Origin of the sequence: Flavobacterium tibetense (assembly GCF_003293845.1) — a bacterium.
GTDB lineage: Bacteria > Bacteroidota > Bacteroidia > Flavobacteriales > Flavobacteriaceae > Flavobacterium > Flavobacterium tibetense.
The window spans coordinates 1-740 of sequence record NZ_QLST01000053.1 but is presented as its reverse complement, the minus strand read 5'-3'; the positions used below and the strand labels follow the sequence as shown (position 1 = coordinate 740).

Genomic DNA, 740 nt, shown 5'->3' with positions numbered 1-740 from the left:
CTTTCCACATGATGGTGGGCTTTTTTTGCGTGCGTATGCAAAGGAACACGTAGGTTTGACACGAGCAGTCTTTGAACTGTATCGTGGTGTTTTTTCGTGCTTTGTTGTTATGCAGGCGTCTGCCCTCTCTGTGGGACAACGCCTGCTTTTTATTGCAGAAACAAAGGAACAATGCAATAAAAAAGGAGGTTCGCATTATGACCCAAAACAACAATTCATGGAGAAAAACTTATTTTACACTTCTTGCCGGACAAGCAATATCCTTTATTAGCAGCGGTATTTTGCAAATGGCCATTATCTTTTATTTGGTTGCGAAAACTAATTCTGCAATCATATTGACGGCGGCAACACTGATTGGATTTTTGCCGCAAGCCTGTTTAGGCCCGTTTGCAGGTGCTTTTGTTGACCGGCACAGCCGTAAAAGCGTAATGATTGGTGCGGATTTGATAATTGCCGCCGCTGGCGGTATTCTGGCGCTGGTGGCGTTTTACATGGAATTGCCCGTATGGTCTATTATGGTTGTCCTGTTAATCCGAAGTGCGGGAACTGCTTTTCATTCTCCAGCATTCAGCGCAGCAACACCTATGATTGTGCCAAAAGAGGAACTTACAAAATGCGCTGGTTACACGCAGACCATGCAAGCAGTAAGTGCGATTATCAGTCCAGCTGCCGCAGCGTTTTTATATGCTGTTTGGCCTCTTAATGCAATTATATTGTTAGATATTGTGGGTGCAATCCTT

At 44.3% G+C, this 740-nt stretch carries 2 protein-coding genes; both read left to right on the top strand.

Going from position 1 to position 740, the window contains the following annotated elements:
* Positions 1–271: hypothetical protein (locus tag DPN68_RS13280; RefSeq protein WP_204673667.1), on the top strand; the 271-nt coding region annotated here is incomplete at its 5' end.
* A partial coding sequence (locus DPN68_RS13065) for an MFS transporter (protein ID WP_113990051.1) occupies positions 198–740 on the top strand: 543 nt, incomplete at its 3' end. The genes DPN68_RS13280 and DPN68_RS13065, both read left to right, overlap by 74 nt.